This is a genomic window from Capnocytophaga sp. H2931 (assembly GCF_002302535.1).
Classification (GTDB): domain Bacteria; phylum Bacteroidota; class Bacteroidia; order Flavobacteriales; family Flavobacteriaceae; genus Capnocytophaga; species Capnocytophaga canis.
Genome location: NZ_CP022381.1, coordinates 1,730,070 through 1,751,883 on the forward strand (window position 1 = coordinate 1,730,070; position 21,814 = coordinate 1,751,883).

Annotated in this window: 26 protein-coding genes; 8 read left to right on the forward strand and 18 right to left on the reverse strand. The window is 38.0% G+C overall.

Annotated features, from left to right (window positions below):
* Positions 1-12 precede the first annotated feature (12 nt).
* Genes CGC52_RS07390 through CGC52_RS07425 form a run of 8 tightly spaced genes read right to left on the reverse strand, consistent with a single transcriptional unit; the run spans position 13 to position 5,336 of the window.
* A complete protein-coding gene (locus CGC52_RS07390) occupies positions 13-213 on the reverse strand; it encodes a hypothetical protein (RefSeq protein WP_095893963.1) in 201 nt (66 codons plus the stop codon).
* Positions 214-225: 12 nt separating this feature from the next.
* The gene (locus tag CGC52_RS07395) at positions 226-918 is read right to left on the reverse strand and encodes a DUF3164 family protein (protein WP_095893964.1); all 693 of its coding nucleotides are present in this window, start codon (positions 916-918) and stop codon (positions 226-228) included.
* Positions 919-930: 12 nt separating this feature from the next.
* Positions 931-1,215 (reverse strand): hypothetical protein, encoded by a 285-nt coding sequence (locus tag CGC52_RS07400; RefSeq protein ID WP_095893965.1) that lies wholly within the window; start codon positions 1,213-1,215, stop codon positions 931-933.
* A complete protein-coding gene (locus CGC52_RS07405; RefSeq protein WP_095893966.1) occupies positions 1,199-1,399 on the reverse strand; it encodes a hypothetical protein in 201 nt (66 codons plus the stop codon). The genes CGC52_RS07400 and CGC52_RS07405 overlap by 17 nt, the downstream gene beginning before the upstream one ends.
* Complete coding sequence (locus CGC52_RS07410) at positions 1,396-1,752, reverse strand: hypothetical protein (RefSeq protein ID WP_095893967.1); 357 nt, start codon at positions 1,750-1,752, stop codon at positions 1,396-1,398. The genes CGC52_RS07405 and CGC52_RS07410 overlap by 4 nt, the downstream gene beginning before the upstream one ends.
* 2 nt (positions 1,753-1,754) lie before the next feature.
* Positions 1,755-2,411, reverse strand: coding sequence for an AAA family ATPase (locus CGC52_RS07415; protein ID WP_095893968.1), 657 nt, complete (start codon positions 2,409-2,411; stop codon positions 1,755-1,757).
* 4 nt (positions 2,412-2,415) lie between these two features.
* On the reverse strand, positions 2,416-3,303 hold the full coding sequence (locus CGC52_RS07420; protein ID WP_095893969.1) for an ATP-binding protein: 888 nt from the start codon (positions 3,301-3,303) through the stop codon (positions 2,416-2,418).
* Positions 3,300-5,336, reverse strand: coding sequence for a hypothetical protein (locus CGC52_RS07425; RefSeq protein WP_095893970.1), 2,037 nt, complete (start codon positions 5,334-5,336; stop codon positions 3,300-3,302). Before CGC52_RS07425 ends, CGC52_RS07420 begins: the two co-directional genes overlap by 4 nt.
* Positions 5,337-5,563: 227 nt before the next feature.
* Between CGC52_RS07425 and CGC52_RS07430 the strand changes: the two genes are divergently transcribed.
* Complete coding sequence (locus CGC52_RS07430) at positions 5,564-5,977, forward strand: hypothetical protein (RefSeq protein WP_157909125.1); 414 nt, start codon at positions 5,564-5,566, stop codon at positions 5,975-5,977.
* A gap of 3 nt (positions 5,978-5,980) precedes the next feature.
* On the opposite strand, the gene CGC52_RS11250 is transcribed toward CGC52_RS07430, so the two are convergent.
* Genes CGC52_RS11250 through CGC52_RS07440 form a run of 3 tightly spaced genes read right to left on the reverse strand, consistent with a single transcriptional unit; the run spans position 5,981 to position 6,972 of the window.
* Complete coding sequence (locus tag CGC52_RS11250) at positions 5,981-6,154, reverse strand: hypothetical protein (RefSeq protein ID WP_157909126.1); 174 nt, start codon at positions 6,152-6,154, stop codon at positions 5,981-5,983.
* A gap of 11 nt (positions 6,155-6,165) precedes the next feature.
* Positions 6,166-6,759, reverse strand: a complete 594-nt coding sequence (locus tag CGC52_RS07435) for a Rha family transcriptional regulator (protein ID WP_095893972.1) — start codon at positions 6,757-6,759, stop codon at positions 6,166-6,168.
* A gap of 3 nt (positions 6,760-6,762) precedes the next feature.
* Entirely contained in the window at positions 6,763-6,972 is a 210-nt protein-coding gene (locus CGC52_RS07440; RefSeq protein ID WP_095893973.1) for a hypothetical protein, read from the reverse strand.
* Positions 6,973-7,064: 92 nt separating this feature from the next.
* Between CGC52_RS07440 and CGC52_RS07445 the strand changes: the two genes are divergently transcribed.
* On the forward strand, positions 7,065-7,706 hold the full coding sequence (locus tag CGC52_RS07445; RefSeq protein ID WP_095893974.1) for a S24 family peptidase: 642 nt from the start codon (positions 7,065-7,067) through the stop codon (positions 7,704-7,706).
* A 112-nt stretch (positions 7,707-7,818) separates the two neighbouring features.
* On the opposite strand, the gene CGC52_RS07450 is transcribed toward CGC52_RS07445, so the two are convergent.
* Complete coding sequence (locus CGC52_RS07450; protein ID WP_095893975.1) at positions 7,819-8,067, reverse strand: hypothetical protein; 249 nt, start codon at positions 8,065-8,067, stop codon at positions 7,819-7,821.
* Positions 8,068-8,291: 224 nt separating this feature from the next.
* On the opposite strand from CGC52_RS07450, the gene CGC52_RS07455 reads away from it, so the two are divergent.
* On the forward strand, positions 8,292-8,894 hold the full coding sequence (locus CGC52_RS07455) for an META domain-containing protein (RefSeq protein WP_095893976.1): 603 nt from the start codon (positions 8,292-8,294) through the stop codon (positions 8,892-8,894).
* Positions 8,895-9,128: 234 nt separating this feature from the next.
* Here CGC52_RS07455 and CGC52_RS07460 read toward each other — a convergent pair whose 3' ends face one another.
* The 3 genes from CGC52_RS07460 to CGC52_RS07470 form a co-directional block, all read right to left on the reverse strand.
* On the reverse strand, positions 9,129-9,839 hold the full coding sequence (locus tag CGC52_RS07460) for a ZIP family metal transporter (RefSeq protein ID WP_042009793.1): 711 nt from the start codon (positions 9,837-9,839) through the stop codon (positions 9,129-9,131).
* Positions 9,840-9,951: 112 nt separating this feature from the next.
* Positions 9,952-11,076, reverse strand: a complete 1,125-nt coding sequence (locus CGC52_RS07465; protein ID WP_095893977.1) for a GNAT family N-acetyltransferase — start codon at positions 11,074-11,076, stop codon at positions 9,952-9,954.
* A complete protein-coding gene (locus CGC52_RS07470) occupies positions 11,061-11,999 on the reverse strand; it encodes a transporter (protein ID WP_095893978.1) in 939 nt (312 codons plus the stop codon). The genes CGC52_RS07465 and CGC52_RS07470 overlap by 16 nt, the downstream gene beginning before the upstream one ends.
* 412 nt (positions 12,000-12,411) lie before the next feature.
* Here CGC52_RS07470 and bioD point away from each other — a divergent pair, with 412 nt between their 5' ends.
* Positions 12,412-13,032 carry a dethiobiotin synthase gene (gene bioD, locus CGC52_RS07475; RefSeq protein WP_042346309.1) on the forward strand — a complete coding sequence of 207 codons (621 nt, stop codon included), beginning with the start codon at positions 12,412-12,414 and terminating at the stop codon, positions 13,030-13,032.
* A gap of 92 nt (positions 13,033-13,124) precedes the next feature.
* Here the strand turns inward: bioD and CGC52_RS07480 are convergent, their stop codons facing one another.
* Positions 13,125-15,359 carry a redoxin family protein gene (locus CGC52_RS07480; protein ID WP_095893979.1) on the reverse strand — a complete coding sequence of 745 codons (2,235 nt, stop codon included), beginning with the start codon at positions 15,357-15,359 and terminating at the stop codon, positions 13,125-13,127.
* Positions 15,360-15,369: 10 nt separating this feature from the next.
* Complete coding sequence (locus tag CGC52_RS07485; protein WP_095893980.1) at positions 15,370-16,272, reverse strand: ABC transporter ATP-binding protein; 903 nt, start codon at positions 16,270-16,272, stop codon at positions 15,370-15,372.
* A 144-nt stretch (positions 16,273-16,416) separates the two neighbouring features.
* Between CGC52_RS07485 and CGC52_RS07490 the strand changes: the two genes are divergently transcribed.
* The 4 genes from CGC52_RS07490 (at position 16,417) to obgE (ending at position 20,759) form a co-directional block, all read left to right on the forward strand.
* Positions 16,417-17,640, forward strand: coding sequence for a DUF2157 domain-containing protein (locus CGC52_RS07490; RefSeq protein ID WP_095893981.1), 1,224 nt, complete (start codon positions 16,417-16,419; stop codon positions 17,638-17,640).
* The gene (locus CGC52_RS07495) at positions 17,633-18,304 is read left to right on the forward strand and encodes a GDYXXLXY domain-containing protein (protein ID WP_095893982.1); all 672 of its coding nucleotides are present in this window, start codon (positions 17,633-17,635) and stop codon (positions 18,302-18,304) included. The genes CGC52_RS07490 and CGC52_RS07495 overlap by 8 nt, the downstream gene beginning before the upstream one ends.
* A gap of 21 nt (positions 18,305-18,325) precedes the next feature.
* Complete coding sequence (locus tag CGC52_RS07500; protein ID WP_095893983.1) at positions 18,326-19,183, forward strand: MBL fold metallo-hydrolase; 858 nt, start codon at positions 18,326-18,328, stop codon at positions 19,181-19,183.
* Positions 19,184-19,757: 574 nt separating this feature from the next.
* Complete coding sequence (gene obgE, locus CGC52_RS07505) at positions 19,758-20,759, forward strand: GTPase ObgE (RefSeq protein WP_042009803.1); 1,002 nt, start codon at positions 19,758-19,760, stop codon at positions 20,757-20,759.
* 4 nt (positions 20,760-20,763) lie between these two features.
* Here the strand turns inward: obgE and hemB are convergent, their stop codons facing one another.
* A complete protein-coding gene (hemB, locus tag CGC52_RS07510; protein ID WP_095893984.1) occupies positions 20,764-21,756 on the reverse strand; it encodes a porphobilinogen synthase in 993 nt (330 codons plus the stop codon).
* Positions 21,757-21,814: the final 58 nt, after the last annotated feature.

Sequence of the window (21,814 nt, forward strand, 5' to 3'; positions counted from 1 at the left end):
GTAATGTATTATCTACTGTTCATATGCCATCTCTAAGGCTTGTTCTACAACCTTTTTAAGCCAATCTTCTCTTTGTAGAAGCCCCGCGAGTACGCACGATATTTCAAACATTCCTCCTTCTGCTACAAGATGAACTTTGAAATCCTTTGCGTTGTTCAATTCGCCTTCGGCACTGATAAGCAGTTTTACTTTGTTTTCCTTTTCCTTTTCCATTTCTAAATCGTTTTAAATGTTATCATATTTCTCGTGAACGGGGAACAAATCCGCTATGTTGGTGCCTTCGGGGAAATCCACCGCCGAAATATTGAGCGGAATGTTCACTTTTTTGCCCTGCGGGTCGGTATAACTCGCATCTACAAAAAACGCCGACTTTTGCGGTTTGTACGCCTGTGCTATGATTTTCACAGCATCGGTAAACTCGGGCGAGTTAAATTCTTCGGCTATTTTGGTTAGTTCCAGCACCCGTGAGGCTTTGAGATTGCCTTTGGCGTCCTTGCGAAGCAGTCGGTTGATTACATCTACCAACTTGGCGGAATTGTCGTCCTTGGCAAGTGAACTGATAAAGTCTCGTACTTTCTCTACGCCTGCATTTACTGTGTCATCCCAACCATCCACCGTGCGGAAGCCGTAGGTAATGGTATTTCCATGGTCATCGGAAAAAGTGTGGCTCTGCTGTTCGCCTTTTAGTTCGTACACTTCGTTTTTGAGGTCTAAAAACACTTTAAGCGACTGAAAAACAAATAATTTAGTTCTACTCACTTCGCTGGAAAACTCTTTCAAAACGTCAATAATATTTTTCAAATTATTGTTTACCAAGTCCTTGTAGGCTTGGCGGTTTTCCGCCTGTGCGTCTTGTCGTTTTTGCAATTCGGCTTGTAACTCTTGTGCCGATAGTTGCGATAAATCTATGTTGCTCATAATTGTTAATTTTTATATAATTTTTTTGTTATACAATTCATTTTCTTTAAGTTGCTTTTCAATGCCTTTTTCCCTATACTTCAATTCGCCGTCCTCACTGGAATAATACAGGGTAGGAATATCCCACGAGTGAGTGTCGAGCCATTGTCGTAGGCGTTGGGCTTTTTCAGGAACTTGGTCGGTTCTACCCGCTCGATATTGATTGACCATAATTCGTTCGCCAGTACTCAGCACTCGTACGAAGTTATCCAGCACCAATACCTCCAAATACCTGATATACTCATTCGTTGTGCTCATAGTTTTCAATTTCAATGAATTTCAATTTATACTCGTCCATATCAATGAGCTTACTCACGTAGTAATTTCGGGCAGATTCCAACCGTTGGCGTTCGGCGGTTTGGTGGTGAAAATTGATTAGTTCGTGGTTGATTTCATTTACTTTGCCTTCGAGCCAGTCTTTATTAACGTATTTTGTTGTCATATAGCTTTGGTTTTTACGTTGTTATTAAATTCTTTGCGTAGCATTTGAAAAAGGACGGCAGGGTAATTTTTGTGTATTTGCCGTGCCTGAATGTCTATGAACCCCAATAAGTCGTCTGGACTCATCAGCGGAATTAAATCCTCAATACCTTGAAACACTTGTTGTTCTATAACGTGATGCCATTCGGTCTCGTACCACTGCACTACGCTGTCGTGCATCGCCAACGTTTTTAAAGGCAGATAATGGCGTTCACATTGCTCTCGGCACCAATGCATAAAATAGGCGTGCCGTAGGCTACTATAACCGATGTAGTCGGTCTGTAAAATGTTTATGATTTGTTGTGTACGTTGCATAGTTATTGGTTTGTTAGTTTAAATTCTCGTTCGGCGGCTTTCTCTTTGGAAATGATGTAAGGATCTACTTCGTTGGCTCCTGTGCGGGTTTTCTCAATGGAAGCGACAAAGTCTTGAACTACAATTCGATTTTGACTGAGCCAATAGAATTTATTAGCCACCGCCCCTTTGGGCTTACCCTTGCCGTCCACCTGCGAAACGCCTATGAATAAAGTTGTGGGAAACATTTCTACCATTTTGTTGTATAGGTTGGCTTTTTTGCCGTCAAAGCATTCTTGTATGCTGTCTATAAACACAATTTTAGGCTGTTGCGGGCGAGAAAGCCGAAGTATCAGCTTGTCAATCGGCTCTTTCTGAATGATGTACTTGTTTTTGTAGGGTTTTAGTCCGTTCATTTCCAAATTCTTAACCAACGAAAGGCTTCCGCATTCCTCCAACGAGTTGTATAACACTTTTTCGTGCTGGCATAATTCTTTCATCAGTTGCAGGGCGTACGTAGTTTTTCCGTGTCCTGATTCGCCATAAATCAAAATACTACCCGCCCGTTCCACATTCCCCAAATGGTTTGTCCATTGGTCAGAAAGCGGTAAGGTTTTATATTTTTTTCGCTTTAAATCCTCATACGTATAGGCTCTCGGAATGTTGTTATTATCTGCCATTGTGTTAATTCATTGTTTGTATAATTCGCATTTTCTCAATTTCAGTACGTACTTTCCGCAGGCTTCCCATCGTTTTGGCGAACATTTTTTCGGGTGAAATATCCGCCCCATTTGCCTTGCTTACCTTCGCGATTTGGTCTAAGTGAAAGGCTTTTATCGCCCCATTGTCCGCCTGCGGACTTACGCGGTTGTATTTGTTGCCGTAGCGGTCAAAAATCTCCGTATAACCTACCTTTTTGATATTTTTGTTTCGATTGATTTTCTCCTCCAAACCATCGGCACCCATCATATACCAACCGCAAACATATTCACAGGCATTCCAAATGCTTTTCAGTTCCAAAAATGCAGGGTAGTCCAAATCACCCGCTTCGTCCAAAATCACTAACGGATTTTCTAACTGCTTGATGTAGAAAATCAAATCCTCGTACACATCGGCATAACGCCCCGTATGGTTTACGCCGAACTCCTGTGCAATTTTGCGGATTAGCTTTTGCTTGGTTTTCACTTGTGAGCAGTCCACATACACGGCGTTTTTGTTTTTGCTGACATACACCCGTGCGGTGTGGGTTTTGCCGATACCTGCAATATCACAAAATATCGCCGAAATGCTTCTTTGCTGACAAGCAGAAAGCTGACCCGTGATGTACTGAAAGGTTTCCGTTTCCACCGTTACCCAAGGGGCTTGTTCTTTGAGTTGTACCTGCAACTTACGGGCAATGCTTATCCAATTGGCGTCGCTTAAAACCTTATCTAATTTACCCTTGATAAACACTTGGGAATATTGAGCCTTGTCAATGCCCAACGCCGTAGCGTGTTTTCTGTCGTTGGTGTAATTTTTGCGGTTTTCGGCTACTGCCAAAACAATTTTTTCTTTTAATTCGTTAGTTATCATAGGTCTAAAATAGCTTTGTTTATGTTTGAACTTCTTGTATTTTCGTTACTTTCATATTGATATACAGGCGTTTCATTCTCTTGATAATCCACCGTGTTGTATTCCACTTCAATTTGAGGTTGTGCCTCAATAATGCCGATTTTCGATAGTTTTTCGGCGGTTTTTTCTTTCGTAAATTGGTCAAAGCCTTTGATGTAGCTCATTTGCTCCTGATAAATGGCTTTGTCGGTTTCCGTCCATTCGGCATTGGCTCGGTTGAACGTTTTTAGCTGTTTGCACTCGCACAAAAATTGGTTGTTTTGGTACAAATACACTTCGCTGATGCCTTCGCCTGACGGGAAGTAAAACGCTTGTACTTCGTAGTTTTCCAATAGTGAAATAATCTGCGGATTCGGTAGTTGGTACTTTTGATATTGCACCGTAACGTACTGATTTCGGCGAATGGTTGTGTGCGTTGAAAATCCGATGTATTGTGCCAAAAGTGCCTTGTTGAGCTTCGGCAGGTTCGGATTTACGTTTTCCAAAAACACCTGCAAACGGGTTTTGTCTTTAAAACGCTCTTGGTCGGGGTGCAACTCGTTGTTGTATTCGATTTGCTCCTGCAAGTCCATCGCTACGATTTGCTCATACGAGGCTTTTGCTTCTTTATAATTATCGTTATATTCGTCAAAAATCTTTTGTTGGGTTACGCGGTTGGCGTCTAATCGTGCGTAATGGCGTCCCACTATTTGGTGGTTGTTTTTTTCCACCCCGTATTTTTTTAGTCGGATACCTGTTTCAGCGTATTTTTCCTGCGAGTTGGTCGGGTTACAGAACCGTACGAACGGAAACACGTTATCTGCCTTTAAAAGTCCTTCGACAAATTCACCCGTTAGGTGGCGTTCCACCTCAATTTGCATCGGTGTACCAAGTCCGTAACTTGTAGTAAATTGAAACATATTGCGGAAGCAATCCAAAAACAACTCCGTGTTTTTCTTTTTGCTGTGGGCAATCCCAATCAATGCCGTACTCATCACATCGTAAGCGTAATACGCCATCACCTTTGAGCCGTCGGGCATTTTGGTATGCAAAATATCGCGGTCGTCCAATGATATTTTACTCATTGAGTAAAGCGGAGCGTGGCGGTTCACATGCGGACGTTCCTTGTGGCTGAAATCATAATCGCCGTTACGGGCTTTTTTGATAACTAACTGATTTTCGGGTTTGTTCAGCCAATTTTTAACCGTGCTTTCCGAAACTTCAATCAGATTGCCGAACGCATCGCAAAAATCAGTTTCCACGTTAAAGAGTTCGCCTGTACTTCGGTCAAAAATCTCCTTCTGTCCGTGCAAAAACTGCTGATAAATGGTATATACCGAACTGATATAAGGTTTATTAGGCAAACAGCAAATCGAAATAAAAAGCCTTTCCATAACGGGCGTTACGATTTTGGCATTTACCGAGCCCTCGCCCCTGTGGATAAAAGCAAAATAGCCCTCTTTTTTGTACTGATTGAATTTGCGTTGTAACACGCGGGGGTTGTTCGGCAAGTCAAACCGCCAACGCTCGGGGTTTAGGGCGTTCACCGCCTTGCTGATGTTTTCCCAAACCTGCACTTTTTTTCCTTTGTAATGAGGGCTTTTTCCGCGCCCTTTAAGTAGCGTTTCAATGGCATTTAAAATCATTGCCGACGTGGCTTTTTCACGTTGTTGGTCAATGGTCAGCGGTTTGCCGTTGGGTTTGCGGTGTCCTGCAAAGAAGTTGATGGCTTCAAGGTCAGGCACTAATAGCGGTTCTAAATCATTCTGCACGATATTAGCATCTTCGGGTTTACCTAACATTTTGATACAAAATCCTTTAATATCCACGCCTTTAACCACGGGCAACTCGTGGAACGATACCCACGCTTCATTGCCTTGACCACGCCCTTCTTTGGTTCGGATAAGTTTGCCACGAGTACAATATACGTTGTATGTTTTGTAACTCATCAAGCCCCAATCCTCGTACAGTAGGCGTGCCGGTATGGATAATATGTTATTTTGATAGGCGTACATTTTTTCCTCCCTAAATCCCTCCCAAGGAGGGACTTTTTAAATGATTATTAAAACATTTTTAAAAAAGCTCGTCTTTCCGAACCGTCACGGTCGCCACCGTCAGCGTACTTAAATAACGGCTTATTATTCTTCCTTCTTTGTCTTGTTCCTGCCTCGTACCTGCCTCGGGGTGTATGCTTTTCAGGATTTTCACTAAATTTGTGGTGTCTAATCAAAAATTTAGTTTTATGAATATAGATGATGCCATTGACCAACTCAAAGAAACCAAAATACGCATCGAAAATTTACGCTTAGATATAGCAAAAAATCTTGTTTCCGTTTCCTGCGCAATTCTTGCCATACTAATTGCCTTGTCCGGCGAAAAGCACCACAACAACCTTTTGGTGGATATTGCGTTTCTATCATTCCTATTGTGTATCCTTTTTGGTTTATCTCTTCTAAAAACTTCATTAAGTCAGCTTCGCAGGATGGACAAGGATTGGCAGGAACTAATAAAAGTATCTTTCCTAAATTCCGTTTATGATAGGCGTTTAGCAGTTTTTTCAAAGTACGATAACTTGCTGTCTTTTTGCGAGTGGGCTTGTATGCTTTCATTCGTTGTTGGTTTTTTGTTGCTGGTTACTCACTGGTTTTTCGGGTAGTTGCTACCGACAAGTTGCAAAACGCACAAGCGGAAATCCAACAAAATCTGACTTATTTACAACAGGAGTTACAAGCCAAATAACTCTCTTTACCACCACGCCCCAAAGCGTGGTTCTTTTTTCTACTTTCACTAAATTGCAATCTACGTCTAAATGGTAAATGGTTTTTGTTTTCATTGTATAAATTGTTAATTAATCACGTCAAAAATGGTTACTTGTTTTATTTGCGGAAGTCCCTGCACTTGGCTCAGTGCCTTGTAGCCGTCTCTAACTTTGAGCAGTTGCTCGGCAAACTCTCGGTTGATGTACCATTTACCCTCAGCGGTTTTGTAGAACTGCTCGGGGTGCTTTTTGATACGGCGGTGATATTGCCCACTCGTTACGCTGTACCCGTTGATGAGCAACCACTCCACATACGGCAAGGCTTCTTTGCCATAAACGTTGAGACTGCGGGGCATTTTGATAACACCTTGTTGCTTCTCTAACTCAATCCAGCGATTGATAACCGCCGCACGTAGCACCACATTATAACCCGAAACCAAGAGTAACACCTCTTTTTGGTTGAGTTGGTACTCGGGCATCTCCTTTCCTTGTTGGTTAATGTAACTTTGCTGTTTGAAAGTGTAATCGGACTGTCCAAATTTGGACAGTCGGTGATTTTCAGTTAATTGCGATGCAATTTCACGAATATCACGCATAACGTGCTGATGTTTCTTTCCTGTTAGCCGAGCAATCTCACGGCTTGACATTGTTTGTTCGATGGTGTTTATTAAACTTGTCATAATCTATTGATTTTGATATTTTTGTATTAAATTTTCTCGTTGCTCTACAATTTGATAAAGAGCCTCGTAAGTTTTCTCGTCCTTTCTTGACATTCTCATTCTTATAGCGTCCGTAGTTACTCGGAACATTCTCGAAAGCGTTTGAATATCGCCCGTTTGCTTTTTTTGTTCGCAAATGCGAACAATCTCATTAAAATCCATTACTTTTGTCATTTGTTACAATGTTTTGATGTGGCAAAGATAAGTACATTTTGTACATTAATACAAATTTTTGAGTACATTTTTTACATAAAATTTTTATCGTTATGGATAAAACATTGATTTTAAATAAGATAATAGAGTATAAAAAATTTAAATCTGATGCAGATTTTGCTCGTTTTTTAGAAATTCCACCTCAAAATTTATCAAAATGGAAGTCAAGGAATACTTATGACGTGGAGCTTTTATATACAAAATGTCCCGAATTAAATCCCGAATGGCTATTAATTGGTAAAGAACCAATGCTCAAAAGTGAGCAAAACTTACCTGTTGCTACCTATACAGAGAGTCTTAATGAGGGTATTCCGCTTATTCCGTTAGACGCTATGGCAGGGGTGGGCAGTGGGGAAATATCCGTATTAGAACTTGATTGTGAGCGTTATGTAATACCAATGTTCAAAGGTGCAGATTATCTTATTCCTGTAAAAGGCTCGTCTATGTATCCCAAATATAATAGTGGCGATGTGGTAGCGTGTAAAAAATTATCCCTGCAAGATATTTTCTTTCAATGGAACAAAGTATATGTACTTGATACAGAGCAAGGTGCGTTAATCAAGCGTGTTTGTAAAAGCTCGGATGATGAACATATTACATTGGTTTCCGAGAACCCAAAATACGAACCTTTTGAGTTGCACAAGTCTCAAATATATGCTGTTGCCTTGGTAGTAGGTGTGGTTCGTTTAGAGTAAAAGTACAATGCAACATATATGCTTTTTAGTTGATTTTATATGTAAACATATAAAAATCAACAATTTAAACTCGAAACAAGTCGCAAAAAAGCCTACAATACACCCCCCTCTACTATATAAAAAGTGGGGTTTGGTTGTATGCAAATCCGTATATATATGCCTTTACTACCTGTTTTTTGGGTGTTTTTTGTAGTCCTAAGTGTAGTCCTAAGTGTAGTCCTAATCCTAAAAATAGGCTTTTGGGGGTGGGGTGTACCATTTTCGTGGGCTCACGCAAATGGTCGCTCGGCGGGTCCCAAAGCAGTAGTTTCAAAGCATAAAAAAAGCCCCAAAAGGGGCGTATTATAGGGGTTTTGTACATTTTACAGGGTTTTCTTTGTTGGGCTGTACAAAAGGCTTATATATTGTACAATAACCCGCATAAAAAAGCGACAATTTCTGCATATAAATGTACAGTTTTGTACATTTTGTTTTTTGTCCTTTTTCAGGCTTTTTTGGTGTAATCCCTTAATTTTTAAGGTTTTTCAGGCTTTTTTATATTACTCTATATTGTACATTTTAAAATACCCCTTATAAAAGCCCAATTTGGAACTTCATTTGCAAGAGAAAAAAATAAACGGAATTGGTGGTTGCAACAATTATTTCGGAGCCATTACTGAGCTTAGCCAAGATAAAATTCAGTTTGGCAAAGTGGGAGCGACCAAAAAAATGTGTATGGAAGACAATATCGAAACGGCGTATTTCACTGCATTGTCCGAAGTACGTACTTTCAAAATAAACGACGGAAAATTAGTTTTGTTCGATGCTTCAGGTAAAGAAAAGTTGATTTTCAGCCCTAAACAACAAGTAAATGAGCGTCTGCACGATATTTGGGGAGCTGTTCGCATTGGAGGAAAATCGATTGAGAAAAAAGAAGGCATTCCAATGTTGGAAATTAATCTTACAGAAATGAGCATCAGTGGAAGTGATAGTTGTAATAGTTATTTTGGTCAGATTGAGGAGCTTACTGAAGAAAAAATCGTTTTTGGAGATATCGGTATGACTGCCAAATTATGTTCCGAAATGGAAATCGCTCGGCAGTATAACGAAGCCATTGGCAAGGTAGCTTCCTACAAACTCGACGGACTTAATTTAACGTTTTATGACATCAATGGCAATGAGTTAGTTGCTTTTATAAAAGGGGATTAAAAATCCTCTTTTTTTGTGTCTATTCTTGTGGAGTGTTTTTAATTGAGTTTAAGGGTGTCAATAAATAAGAATGAATAACCTCTAAAATGGAGCTATAGTCCTGTGAAAGAATGTTTTATATATCTATCTCTTTGACTACACTTAGGTGTTGGACAATAACAAAAACAGCCACAGGACAAGGAAATCTCTTATGTAAAGAATGTGGCTGTGTTTTAGTAGGTTCTGTTATCAAGCCTAAACAAAATAAGCAGTTGCAAAACCTAAGATTATGGTAATCAATTTAATATGATTGAACTTATGGTTTTCAGATGCTTCAAATAGAATGACAGACGAAATGTGTAAGAAAATTCCTATAACGATGGCTGATATTTCTACATGGTAATGACCTAGTTGAGGTATGTATTCTGCTAAGAACGTTCCGAAGGGAGTCATCAGAGCAAAAAGGGTTAGAAAAACAAACGTACGTTTAAATCCAATACCTGAATCTAGAAAGAAAATTGTCAATACCATCGCAATTGGCAAGTGATGAACAAAAATCCCGTATGCCATATGATGATGATGGTGCAAAGGGAATCCTTCTAAAATTGAGTGAATGCTTAAGCTGATAAATAACGTCCAAGGGAAGGCGTTCTTTAAATCCTTATGCGGGTGATGTGTATGTCCGTGTTCAGCTCCTTTGGAGAAAAACTCTAATACAATTTGCAGTAAAATTCCTATAACAATCCAAATGCCTAACTGTTTGCCTATTTCGCCGTGATGATCATGGTCGTGGTCGTGTGCCAATGAATGATATACTTCGGGCATTAAGGTAAATATGGTCATAGCTAACAGAAAAGCACCACTGAAAGCTAATAGTAATTTGATATTGCGTTGATTTTTAGGTTTAAAAATAAGTACGATTGCAAAACCTAATACAATCGATAGAAAGGGTAATAGATAGTTCATTCTTTTTTATAAAATTTGTTATACTATTCAAAGATTCAAAGATTCAAAGATTCAATAATTTAATGATTTTTTTCGTGAATCACTTATGTAGTGAGCTTTTAATAACTTAAGATTAGATATTTTTCTTATATGTTGCTCTTTTTGCAAAAATTACAGGGTTAAAATTCTTCCAAAGTTGTTGGATAGCAATATTATCTTCTAATTCGGGAGTGATAATGCATTTCTTAATGCCATTTTTCTTAAAAATAGGGTAATAGTAATCGAATAACAACGATGGAATTCCTTTGCTTTGATATTCTGGAGATACTCCTATCAAGTAGAAATCGACCATGTCGTGTTTTCTTTTTGCTTGAAGTAGATGCCAAAATCCAAAAGGGAAAAGTTTCCCTTGAGCCTTTTGTAATCCTTTTGAAAATGAAGGTAGTACGATAGCGAAACATACCATTTTTCCTTGGTTGTCCTCGATGAAACGGATGTATTCGGGATTGATAAATGGAATGTACTTCTTCTTGAAATGCTCTCGTTGTTTTTCAGTGATAGGTACGAATGATGACAGCGATGCGTAGCTCTCATTAAACAAATCGAACATCGCATCAACGTATTTTAGGATTTCGTTTTTCGTATTGGCTTCAACCAACCGGACTCCGTAGCGTTTCTTGATAGCATTTGCTGTTTTATTGAACACCTCTGGGTTTACACTGTCTAAGGTGAAGTAGGTTTCAATATATCCTTTTTCTTTTACCAAGCCCATTTGTTCCAGATGTTGTTTGTAATAAGGATAGGCATACCATGTCATCATATTGGCAATATGGTCATAACCTTCTGTTAACACCCCTACCTTGTCCATGTTTGAAAATCCCATAGGCCCTTCCATATATTGGAGGTTGTACTCTCTTCCTTTTTCGGCAACTTTGTTCAGCAGAGCTTTGGTAACCTCTATGTTATCAATCATATCCAACCATCCAAAACGAATTTTTTGCACTCCTTGTCGCAAATCGTGTTTGTTGACAATAGCTACTACACGTCCGACCATCTTTTGTTGAGCGTCGTACGCTGCATAGAAAAACGCATCTGCGTTTTCAAATACTGGATTTTTAGTTTTGTCGAATGACGTTACCTCATCATTGATGATAGGAGGAACCCAATAAGGATTATTTTTGTATAAGGAAAAAGGAAATTTAACAAAATCCGTAAGTTCTTTTTTTGATGATAACTCTTTAATTAGAATAGTAGCCATTTTTTCTTTCTTTTTATTTTTGTGGGTTTAAACTCCTCTTCATTGCCTTTTAAAATTTCTTTTTTGATGACATCTAAATGTTTGTCAATTCGATATGAAAAACCAATCAATCCCATGTATCGACTTGGTGTATCCTTCCAACTTGCTCCCAAATCTACATTCACTTGGATGTCTTTGGTGAATAGATATGCTCCGCCCAAACGTAGGATATGGTCGCTATAGTAATGACTTTGAATACCTTCGGATTCTAAAAAGATGCTAAATCGGCCATTATCAATATTGTGGGTTAAAGTAGCGATGTAACCCAATTCTCGGTTGCTATCCAAAAACCGATTGGCTATTAGGTTTGCAACTAATACGACTCTGGGCATCGGGTGGCTCTGAAGCGAAACCACAGCTTTAGGCGAAAGTGTCGGGATGTTGTCATAATAAAACCTTTTGTTTGGGAAAAAGTTCATTCCTGCATACACTCCTACAGCGGGAATTAAGCGTTTCCATTGGAATTTGTTGTTGGCTTTCCAGCTGTATAAGTTTGGTTTCTCATCAAAATAAGGATTGTAAATCAGGTATTTAGCTCCTATGGTGTTGTTGATGAAACCGATGTTGTTGGAACGTTGGCTCCCCAGATAGTGGTAGTGCGTATGGTCGTATGCTAATGTTCCGTTTAGTACTGCTTCAAACTTATCGCTTAATACTCCGTAACGAGCCGAGTAGTTCAATCCTACTAAAGTCATGTCCGTGTAGGTATACTTATGATTTCGCTGTTCAAACCACAGCCCACCTTCAAATTGGAGTACTTTTCTTCCAACAGCGTACGCACTTTGTGAGTTTCCAGGTTGGTTGGAATTGATAATATCCGTATATTGTCCTCGTGCTATAATCGGAAGTGTGTTGATTATCAGCAATATGATGATTTTTCTCATTGTGTCCAATTCATTTGTTTATGAACTGCAAATATAAGTTTATCTCTTTAAATGACAATACTTTTCCTACTTTCAAGAAATAAATAATGGAAGTGATGTAAAAAGTATGATACCTTAAAAAAAGAGGACATTTCTGTCAGGCTGAGCGAAGTCGAAGCCCTGTAATGATAAGGCTTCGACTTCGCTCAGCCTGACAATCAGAACTTCCATCATACTTTTTACAACACGACCTAAATAATTAATTACGAATTATAAATTACGAATTATAAATTACGAATTATAAATTACGAATTATAAATTACGAATTATAAATTACGAATTACGAAGGCAGGATTTTTCGTGATTTAATTCCAAATTATGTCTTGCATATTGTTAAATCAAATTTTATTACTTTTGCAAAAAAAACAATCGTATGACCTTTTTTATCACAGGAATTTCTACAGATGTTGGTAAAACAATAGCTTCAGCTATTTTGACAGAAGCATTACAGGCGGATTATTGGAAACCTATCCAAGCAGGGGATTTAGACAATTCTGATACCCATAAAGTACAACGATTAGTAACCAATCAAACCTCTGTTTTTCATAAAAATGCTTATGGATTAAACACTCCTGCAAGTCCGCATTTAGCAGCGGAAATAGATGGAGTTTCTATTGATTTGACACAGATAAATCGCCCAAATACTGAGAATCATCTTGTTATTGAAGGAGCGGGAGGACTGTTAGTTCCTTTGAATGATACCCAAACGATTGCCGATTTGATACTTCCGACCGATAAAATCATCATCGTTTCTCGACACTATTTGGGAAGTATTAATCACACTCTTTTAACTTATGAAGCTCTGAAAAACAGAGGGCTATCTGTGTTTGGGATTATTTTCAATGGTGAGGAAAATATGCCAACAGAGGAAGTTATACTCCAAAAAACACAACTTTCTTTTCTCGGACGCATTAACGAAGAGCCCTATTTTGATCGGAATGTGATTGCATATTATGCAGAAAAATTTCAAGAACGATTAACCTCCTTGCTATAGCTCGGTTTTATAATATGGTGTTGTAAAACAAATAATTACTACACAAGGAGGTTAAACTTAGTTTTTGAGTTTAAGTTTCCGATACACAAAACTTAATTTTGTTTTTCTAAATCCTTTAGCATTTGCTCAAAATGGTCTTCAGTAGGTCGTGGCATTTGTGCCGAAATGAATTTCCCATCTTTGTCCAAGAGGATATAAGTTGGATATTTGGTAATATTATAATTCTCTTTAAATGCGTTCATCTCAGAATCAAACGGACGTAGTTGTACAATGGACTTTGATTTGTTTTGAACATCTTGCAACCAGGCTTCACGTTTGCTGTCGGCATTCATTCCAACGAATACAAAATTCGGGTTGCTCTTGTATTTTAGAGCGTACTTTTCAAAATATGGATAATCATATTTACATGGACCACACCACGTAGTCCATACGTCTATGACTACGTATTTCCCTTTGAAATCGGATAAACGAACGGTTTCCTTTTCTGAGTTTTCAGCTTCAAAGTCAAAGGACTGACTGCCTCGAGAAACTTTTTCTCCCTGACGGTAGATAGTCTTAATTCGGTTTCTGATTTTTGTGTTTTCAATCTGTGAAGCATAGTTTTGTATCAATTCGCTTCTTTCGTTAGTATCGAATGAGCTTTGTAATGATTCATTCAACGTATAGAATAACAATTGGTCTTTGAAAATAGGATCGTTAAGCGTTGCGATAGCATTTAACTGTTTGGTTTGCAGAGCAATTTCTGTGGTGTCTTTTTTAGTGAGTTCATTCAAAATATATTGTAAATATTCAGGGAAATCCAATAGGCTATGATCCGTAAAAGAAATAAATTCTTTGATTTCTTGAATTTCCTTAGGGAGATTTTCCACAATATCAGGTCTTGAATGTTTTATTTTTTCCTCAAAGGCTCTCCAATAATTTAAAATTTTCAGTGTGAATAATTTCTTGTGAATCAACAATAAATCTTCGCTGAGGGCATAATTATCTTTTGTTCGGAAGCTGTTGGTTGTGTTCATTCTGTTTGTCCAAACACTGTATGCTTCTTCGACAAATTGATCTATTTTATTTAAAGGTTGATTATTTCGCTCGGCCCAATATTCCAACGTCCATAATTTATCGTAAACTTTTTCTGAGTTGTATTGTAAATCAGCTAATTGGTTTCCTTTTATTGAAATTATTTTAATATTGTTCTTCGCAATTTTATGCTTAAAGAAAATACTATCGTTGGTTTGGAAAGGGAAATGAATTTGTGCATTATTCTCTTTCATCGGAACCAATAGTGTATATTGTTTCAAAGGTAAATCTTCGGAAATTATATAGTGAAATTTATTGTCCTTTACAGGGATTTCGACTATGGTATCTCGCATAAAACTTTCACTTAAAATCAGTTTAGAAATGTTTTCATCACTGTCAAATTCTCCTGCAATTACAGTGCGATGATGCTTAGGTAAGTGGTTGGGAATCAATAGGTAGTAAACTAACAAAAAACCTACAACCAAAGCCGAAATGGTTGCTATCGCATTCATTCTTTTAGTGAAAACACGTTTTAAGGATTTGCTTTTGAACCAGATAAATCCGACAATAAAGAGAGTGATAAAGGCTATCAAACTCAATTTTTCGGTGTAAAGCAACCAATGATTCAAGTCACTTCCGTAGGTATTTTTAGATGTTTTTGCTAATATGGTTATCGGATTCCAAACTTTTTCAATATCAAAACCTCGTAGGATTCCTGTTCCTATCACTAATGCCACTCCAATCAGTATGGAAATTATAAAGCTTGAAAACAAGGTTGATAGGACGAATTGTAATATTGTGAAAAACAAAGTTGCTACAAACATTCTTACAGTAAATTGAAAAAAGAATCCCCACGGGATGTTTATTTCCACGCCCTCAGGTATTTTTCCGAATAGATAAGTAATCCAGGCAAACAATATGGCGCAAACTACAAAGGATAGAATACATATTAAATTGCTAATCAGTACAATTGTCAACTTTGAAGAATATGTAGCTATTTTAGAAATAGGCAGAGTTTCCATCAGTTGCCATCCTCCGTTTCGGTGGTCAATTTGTGTGATTTTAGCACAAGTCAACACAATGAGTAGTGGAAGAAATAAAGATGTTAGCCCTTCCGAAGCTCCGGCGGTGATGTCTTCAAAATAATTATATGGGATAGTAACTGGGGGATTTTCCTTTCTCGTAAGAAAAAACACAAAAATCACCACAGGGATAAATGCCCCGAAAATAGTTGCCATCAAAAAAGTGGCTGTTCCTTTTCTTTTTATATTTTCAGCTCGGAAAGCTGTCTTATAATCGCTTAGAAATGACATAGTTGTAAAATTATTTGGTTAATAGCATAAAAGATTCTTCCAAACCTTCCTGAGATTTGAGTTCGTAAATTTCGGCTCCGAGTTGTACTAATTGTTTAACCAACTCAGGGATAGCCTCTTTGTTAGCAAGGGTGAAAGTAGCTTTGCCGTCAGTGAACGTAGCCTCAGGGAATTGCTCTTTAATCTTATTAGCTAGTTCTGGAAGATTTCGTAAGAAGATTTGTACTTTGCAGTCACTGTATCTGTCTGAAAGTTCCTTCATAGAGCCTTCAAATTGTAATTTTCCATGCGAAATGATACCCACGTGTGTGCACATTTTCTCAATTTCAGAAAGTAAATGACTTGAAACAAAGATTGTTGTGCCGAATTCTTTATTGAGTTTTATCAACAAATTTCTGATTTCGAGCATGCCGTTAGGGTCAAGTCCGTTTACAGGTTCGTCCAACAGTAATAACGAAGGATTGCTCAACAGTGCCATCGCAATAGCAAGTCTTTGCTTCATTCCCAGAGAATACTTTTTAGCTTTCATGTGTTTACTTCGTTGTAAATCCACAATTTCTAAGTATTTCTCAATGTTTTCTTCTGACACATTTCGCATCAAAGCGATGTAACGCATATTATCGTATCCCGAAAGATGCAGGTATAAGGCGGGGCTTTCCACCAAACAGCCTATATTATCAAATATGTAAGGTATTTGATTTTTAAGTGATTGACCAAAAATTTCGATGCTATTGGTATCATCAGGGAGAATTCCTGTAAGCAATCGCATTGTTGTTGATTTTCCTGCTCCGTTAGGGCCTAAAAATCCGTAAATACTTCCCTTAGGAACGTTAATCGACAGGTTATCAATTATTTTCTTTGATTTTGAAAACCCAAAGTTTAGAGCTTTGGTCTGTATGGCGTATTGAGTCATAATATTTATTTTGGATAGGCGAAGATAGTGAAATGTTTGTTAAAATCAAAAAAAATCGTGTGAATTGAGTTTGATTAAGATAACTTCTGTGTAAAAAAAGTGTATTTTCCAATAAAATTATTATTTTTGTCAAAAACAATCTTTATGAAAATCTTAAATGAACTGGACGAGTTGCAAGAAGCGGGGGTCATTACCTCCGAAGTAGCTCAAAATATACGTGCATACTTACACCAAAGAAAACCAAATACCACTAATAGTTTTTTGGTTATTTTCGGTATCTTGGGAGCGGTTCTCATTGGGTTGGGACTTATTCTAATCTTGGCTCATAACTGGGATTATCTTTCGCGGGGAGTCAAAACCATTGTAGCTTTTACGCCTTTGATCGTCGGTCAGTCAGCCTGTTTTTGGGTGTTGTTTAGACCGCAAAAAACATGGATTTACGAGAGTTTTGCGATTTTTACGGCTCTTTCCGTAGGACTGTGTATAGCAATGGTGCATCAAATTTATAACCTGCCCGAAAATAATATCAGCAATTTTATATTCACTTGGATTTTACTGGGGCTTCCTTTGGTCTATGTGATGAAATCCAAATCGGTAGCGTTGTTTTACATGTTTGGAGTGTCCGCTTATGCTATCAGTACACAGAACGCATTTAACTATGACCAAACCGATAATTACTACCTCCTTATGCAAACCGGGTTGGTAATTGCAATTATTCCTTTTTACTATCGTCTTTTTAAAGCTGAAGCTAAAAATAACTATACGGCTGTTTTTCACTGGTTTTTTGTGATAACCTTACTTATCTCCATATTTGCTAATGCTAGGGAACAGTATGTGTTTGCTTTGATAATCATTCTTTTATGGATGTTTATTTATGTGGGTAAATATATTCAAAGCAGCATATATTACAATGCTTATAAACTCACAGCCATTCTAGGAATTGTTTTTTTATTGTTTTTCCCTTACTACTCCTACGGCTTCTGGTCTGATTTTCAGTTTATAGCTGTTCTGTTGTTTGGTTTACAATTGTTGTATGCTTACAAAAAGTATTGGGTCAAAAAAGAGGAATTTGATTGGTTGGAGGTGTTTCCGATATTGATAGTAGCACAGGCTTATTGGCTTTCCATTCCCTATATGTTTGATCTATTGGGGCTTGGTTTCGGGATTTGGTATTTGATTAAAGGTGTCAAATCACATCGGTTTTTACTGATTAATTTTGGATTGATAGTACTCACATACGCTATCGGACAGCGATTCTTTGATGCTTACATTCCTTTCCTGTTAAAAGGAATTGTATTCGTTATCTTAGGGATGAGTTTCTTTGTAGTTAATTATTTAATTATTAGAAAAATACGAAAAAATGCGTAACTATATCTTATTCATAGTTTTTGGACTTATGGTTCTTTTTCAGTGGTTAGTGCCATCGGTAATGATTTGGAACAGAGAAAATATTATCCGTCAGAATCAGGTGTATTTGTTTGAAACAGAGCCTGTTGATCCTCATGATGCTTTTCGAGGGAAATATGTCGTTTTAGGGTTTAGGGACAATAAAGTACAAGCATATGGTTTTGATAGTATTCCTTCTTTTAGGGTAGGGCAGGAAGCGTTTGTTACGGTGGATCGTTATGCAGGTATTGCTTATTTGTCCGAAATTTCAGAACAAGAACCAACTGAAATAGCTAATTATTTCAAAACAAAGGTTTTACATGTTGATGAATATGGACAAATTACCGTTGATTTCCCCTTCAATCGTTACTATATGAACGAAGAGAAATCACTACGAGCAGAACAAATTTTAAATGATGAGAACCTCAAAGCCTATGCGCAAGTAGCAATCTACAAAGGAGAGGTAGTTTTGAAAGACGTCCTTGTTGAAGGTGTTTCTCTCAAAGATTTTGTAGAAACATATAGAGGAGCTACGACCGATGCTTCTGAGGAAGAGCCTGAGATAATAACTCAACCTATGGAGGAGCCTTCTCAAGCAGAAGAAATCATCATAGAGACTATTAACGAACCTAATGGCGATAATTAGCGAAATTGAAACACACTTGTTATGAAAATATATCCTATTGATACAGTGAACTTTAAACTGGATGGTGGAGCGATGTTTGGCGTCGTTCCCAAGTCGATTTGGCAGAAAACTAATCCTGCCGATGCAAACAATCAAATTGATTTATCAGCTCGATGTATGCTTATTGAAGATAATAACCGATTGATTCTCATCGATACAGGCATGGGGAACAAGCAGTCGGACAAGTTTTTTGGCTATTACGCACTTTGGGGAGATACTAATTTGGATGATTCCCTAAAAAAAGCTGGTTTTCATCGGGATGATATTACCGATGTGTTTATGACCCATTTGCATTTTGATCATTGTGGAGGTTCTATCCAATGGAATAAAGAGCGTACAGGCTACGAACCTGCATTCAAAAATGCACGTTTTTGGACAAACGAAAGTCATTGGCGATGGGCAACCCAACCCAATCCACGTGAAAAAGCATCTTTCTTGAAAGAAAATATTTTACCGATGCAGGAAAGCGGACAGTTGTATTTCATTGATCCCAAAGGGAATACGTTTTTAGAACAATCGGAATTAGGTTTTGGAATCTTATTTGTGGATGGACATACCGAAAAACAAATGTTGCCATACATTCACTACAAGGGAAAAACGATTGTGTTCGTTGCAGATTTGTTGCCTACGGTGGGGCATATTCCCTTGCCTTATGTGATGGGCTACGACACGCGTCCCTTACTTACCCTCGAAGAAAAAGATAAGTTTTTGCGAGAAGCTGCAGAGAAGGAATATTATTTATTTTTGGAACATGATGCTCATCATCAGCTATGTACGGTACAGCGTACTGAAATTGGTGTACGGCTCAAAAATACGTTTCGTTTTGAGGATGTATTCTAAACTTAGCAGAAAGTAGTAGAGAGGTTAAAATAGCATGTTCGTGTTTTGAGCGTAATAGCTTTGTTGATTTTCGTGATTACTAACCTGTGTGGAAGCAAGAGAAATACCGAGTTCAGCATTTAACCACATATCTTTTTTATTTATTAGACTTCTATTTTCAATGTTTTTTGTGTTTTCTATAGGCATTGTAGACAAAGTCCGCACAGCGGAGTATGTGAGAATTGATTTTTAGTGAAGTATCTATAGCCTTGGAATGAAGTTCGCCGAACTTGTGGAGATAATTTTTGGTTTCACATATCAAGCTTTCGTTTACTATGTTTCAACACAAAAGTACAAATATGAAAACAAATGATGAATTCAACAGAAATATTTGCAATAATTGTATAGAAAACCCAAATGTATATATGCTTTATTTTTAGCATTTTAAAAAAGTAATGTTTTGTTGTTTTATAGATATTTGTGGCATTTAATTACTTTTGTAGTAGAAAGCAGATAACCACAAGAACTTTAGCACAAGAACGAAAAATCAAAAAAAATACTGTATTTTTGTTCCCTAAATTTATTTCATACGATTATGACCGAAGGAAATTTCACGGATTACGTTAAAGTATTTGCAACATCTGGCAACGGAGGCAAGGGGTCTATGCATCTGCACCGAGAGAAATTTGTGGCTAAAGGAGGCCCTGATGGAGGCGATGGAGGTAGAGGAGGACATGTTATCGTTCGTGGAAACAAAAACCTTTGGACGTTGATTCACTTCAAATTCCAGAAACATTTTCGTGCAGGACACGGAGAAAGTGGAGGTGCGAGTCGTAGTACGGGAGCCGATGGACAAGATGTTTATTTAGAAGTGCCGTTGGGAACTATCGTCAAAGATGCCGTTACGGAAGAAATGCTTTTTGAAATTACTGAAGACAAACAGGAAGTTATCGCCCTACGAGGAGGTAAAGGCGGTCTCGGAAATTGGCATTTCAGAAGTGCTACCAATCAAACGCCTCGTTATGCTCAACCAGGTATCCCAGGAGAGGAACGAGAATTATTATTGGAACTCAAAGTGTTGGCTGATGTGGGTTTTGTAGGATTTCCTAACGCAGGGAAATCAACTTTACTTTCGGTTATAACTTCGGCGAAACCCAAAATCGGCGACTATCCGTTTACGACCCTAAAACCTAATTTGGGGATTGTTGAACATCGTGATTTTCAGTCGTTTGTAGTAGCTGATATTCCCGGAATCATTGAAGGAGCCGCCGAAGGAAAGGGGTTAGGTCATTATTTTTTACGCCATATTGAACGAAATTCTACATTATTGTTTTTAATCCCCGCCGATAGCAAGGATATCATAGAGGAATACAATATTCTGCTCAACGAACTGAAAGAATACAACCCCGAGTTGTTGGATAAAGACCGCCTGATAGCCATTTCAAAATCAGATATGTTGGATGATGAATTGACTTTGGCCATAGAAAATGAAATAAAATCTGCTTTAGAGGGGGTTCCGTTCTTGTTTATTTCCTCTGTTTCAGGTAAAGGCATTCAAAACCTGAAAGATACTCTTTGGCAGATGATAAACCGATAGGAAATTACTTTCCTATCAGTTTCGCCACGTCTTTTGCAAAATAAGATGCGATGAGGTCTGCTCCCGCACGTTTGATAGCTACGGTTTGTTCCAACATTACAGCGTCATGATTCAGCCACCCTTTTTCGGAAGCTGCTTTTATCATTGCATATTCCCCTGATACTTGATAGACAGCCACAGGAACTTCGGACATGTTTTTTACCTCTCGGACGATATCTAAATAACACAACCCTGGCTTAACCATCACAATATCAGCTCCTTCTTCTATATCCATACGAGTTTCTCGAATGGCTTCCAATCGGTTGTGATAGTCCATTTGATATGTTTTTTTGTCTTTCGGTATGTTTTGAGCTTCTACAGGGGCACTATCTAAAGCATCTCGAAAAGGCCCGTAGAAAGAGGAAGCATATTTTGCTGAATATGACATAATTCCCACATCGGTAAATCCTTCATTTTCGAGCGTCTCACGGATGTTTAGGATACGTCCGTCCATCATATCGCTTGGAGCAACAAAATCAGCTCCCGCTTTTGCGTGTGAAAGGCTCATTCCACAAAGAATTTCTACCGTAGAATCGTTGGCAATGCGTCCGTTTTCGATGATGCCATCATGTCCGTACACTGAATATGGATCAAGAGCAACATCCGTCATAACTACCATCTCAGGCACTATGTTTTTTACAGTTTTAATGGCTCGTTGCATCAATCCATTGGGATTTACGGCTTCCTTTCCAGAGTTATCCTTCATGTTATCAGGTACTTTTACAAATAACAATACGGATTTCAGCCCTAAGTTCCAAAGTTCTTTCACTTCCTGCTCCAACAAATCTAAGCTATAACGGAAGTAATTGGGCATGGAAGCAATCTCCTCTTTAATGCCTTTACCTTCTACAACAAATAATGGAACAATAAAATCATTGGGGGATAAAATGGTTTCGCGAACCAAACTGCGAATAGCTTCGGTGGTGCGTAACCTTCTATTTCTTCTTAATGGATACATAGTTTTTGTGTATTTTAACAATAAGGCAAAGGTACGAATTATTCCTATAAGCAATCGT

What these genes read in the sequence shown, in the direction of transcription:
- CGC52_RS07390 (WP_095893963.1), bottom strand. Translation starts at nt 213, where the DNA reads ATGGAAAAGGAAAAGGAAAACAAAGTAAAACTGCTTATCAGTGCCGAA.
- CGC52_RS07395 (WP_095893964.1), bottom strand. Translation starts at nt 918, where the DNA reads ATGAGCAACATAGATTTATCGCAACTATCGGCACAAGAGTTACAAGCC.
- CGC52_RS07400 (WP_095893965.1), bottom strand. Translation starts at nt 1,215, where the DNA reads ATGAGCACAACGAATGAGTATATCAGGTATTTGGAGGTATTGGTGCTG.
- CGC52_RS07405 (WP_095893966.1), bottom strand. Translation starts at nt 1,399, where the DNA reads ATGACAACAAAATACGTTAATAAAGACTGGCTCGAAGGCAAAGTAAAT.
- CGC52_RS07410 (WP_095893967.1), bottom strand. Translation starts at nt 1,752, where the DNA reads ATGCAACGTACACAACAAATCATAAACATTTTACAGACCGACTACATC.
- CGC52_RS07415 (WP_095893968.1), bottom strand. Translation starts at nt 2,411, where the DNA reads ATGGCAGATAATAACAACATTCCGAGAGCCTATACGTATGAGGATTTA.
- CGC52_RS07420 (WP_095893969.1), bottom strand. Translation starts at nt 3,303, where the DNA reads ATGATAACTAACGAATTAAAAGAAAAAATTGTTTTGGCAGTAGCCGAA.
- CGC52_RS07425 (WP_095893970.1), bottom strand. Translation starts at nt 5,336, where the DNA reads ATGTACGCCTATCAAAATAACATATTATCCATACCGGCACGCCTACTG.
- CGC52_RS07430 (WP_157909125.1), top strand. Translation starts at nt 5,564, where the DNA reads ATGAATATAGATGATGCCATTGACCAACTCAAAGAAACCAAAATACGC.
- CGC52_RS11250 (WP_157909126.1), bottom strand. Translation starts at nt 6,154, where the DNA reads ATGAAAACAAAAACCATTTACCATTTAGACGTAGATTGCAATTTAGTG.
- CGC52_RS07435 (WP_095893972.1), bottom strand. Translation starts at nt 6,759, where the DNA reads ATGACAAGTTTAATAAACACCATCGAACAAACAATGTCAAGCCGTGAG.
- CGC52_RS07440 (WP_095893973.1), bottom strand. Translation starts at nt 6,972, where the DNA reads ATGACAAAAGTAATGGATTTTAATGAGATTGTTCGCATTTGCGAACAA.
- CGC52_RS07445 (WP_095893974.1), top strand. Translation starts at nt 7,065, where the DNA reads ATGGATAAAACATTGATTTTAAATAAGATAATAGAGTATAAAAAATTT.
- CGC52_RS07450 (WP_095893975.1), bottom strand. Translation starts at nt 8,067, where the DNA reads ATGTACAAAACCCCTATAATACGCCCCTTTTGGGGCTTTTTTTATGCT.
- CGC52_RS07460 (WP_042009793.1), bottom strand. Translation starts at nt 9,839, where the DNA reads ATGAACTATCTATTACCCTTTCTATCGATTGTATTAGGTTTTGCAATC.
- CGC52_RS07465 (WP_095893977.1), bottom strand. Translation starts at nt 11,076, where the DNA reads ATGGCTACTATTCTAATTAAAGAGTTATCATCAAAAAAAGAACTTACG.
- CGC52_RS07470 (WP_095893978.1), bottom strand. Translation starts at nt 11,999, where the DNA reads ATGAGAAAAATCATCATATTGCTGATAATCAACACACTTCCGATTATA.
- bioD (WP_042346309.1), top strand. Translation starts at nt 12,412, where the DNA reads ATGACCTTTTTTATCACAGGAATTTCTACAGATGTTGGTAAAACAATA.
- CGC52_RS07480 (WP_095893979.1), bottom strand. Translation starts at nt 15,359, where the DNA reads ATGTCATTTCTAAGCGATTATAAGACAGCTTTCCGAGCTGAAAATATA.
- CGC52_RS07485 (WP_095893980.1), bottom strand. Translation starts at nt 16,272, where the DNA reads ATGACTCAATACGCCATACAGACCAAAGCTCTAAACTTTGGGTTTTCA.
- CGC52_RS07490 (WP_095893981.1), top strand. Translation starts at nt 16,417, where the DNA reads ATGAAAATCTTAAATGAACTGGACGAGTTGCAAGAAGCGGGGGTCATT.
- CGC52_RS07495 (WP_095893982.1), top strand. Translation starts at nt 17,633, where the DNA reads ATGCGTAACTATATCTTATTCATAGTTTTTGGACTTATGGTTCTTTTT.
- CGC52_RS07500 (WP_095893983.1), top strand. Translation starts at nt 18,326, where the DNA reads ATGAAAATATATCCTATTGATACAGTGAACTTTAAACTGGATGGTGGA.
- obgE (WP_042009803.1), top strand. Translation starts at nt 19,758, where the DNA reads ATGACCGAAGGAAATTTCACGGATTACGTTAAAGTATTTGCAACATCT.
- hemB (WP_095893984.1), bottom strand. Translation starts at nt 21,756, where the DNA reads ATGTATCCATTAAGAAGAAATAGAAGGTTACGCACCACCGAAGCTATT.